This window comes from Parasediminibacterium sp. HNIBRBA5674 (assembly GCF_056745525.1).
This window is the reverse complement of the sequence record NZ_JBQWIE010000115.1, coordinates 1-404: the sequence shown is the minus strand read 5'-3', so window position 1 is coordinate 404 and position 404 is coordinate 1. Positions and strand designations below refer to the sequence as shown.

Genomic DNA, 404 nt, shown 5'->3' with positions numbered 1-404 from the left:
CTATGACTTTCTAAAATATTTAAAGTAGGTGCTGTACCAGTACCATCATTTTGTACAAAAAATGCTTGCCCGTTTTGAATGTACCTTGCTTGTTGCTTAGATGTTTGACCACCAGTGTAAGATGGGTCTGGGGTAACTGTTGTACCAGTGCTGGTAACAAATACGCCTAAATTAGGATCATAAACGGTAAATGTGGTAGATAGGTTTTTGAAGTTAGTAGCATCTGCAGAAAGTGTAACCCAATCTAAATTGCCGAATAGAGGGTTTGCAATTAAACTGTATTGATTAGCACCTGTTTTTAATAAGCTAGTCATGGCAGTACCAGCGCTGGTGCCACTTTGTGCACCTGCACTACCTGTACCTATTTGTCTTGCAGTACCACCAGAACCTAAATTGCCAGTTGC

1 protein-coding gene is annotated in these 404 nt (G+C 40.3%); it reads right to left on the bottom strand.

The features are described from left to right. Nucleotides 1-404: hypothetical protein (locus ACT9TX_RS18505; RefSeq protein WP_481340613.1), on the bottom strand; the 404-nt coding region annotated here is incomplete at both ends.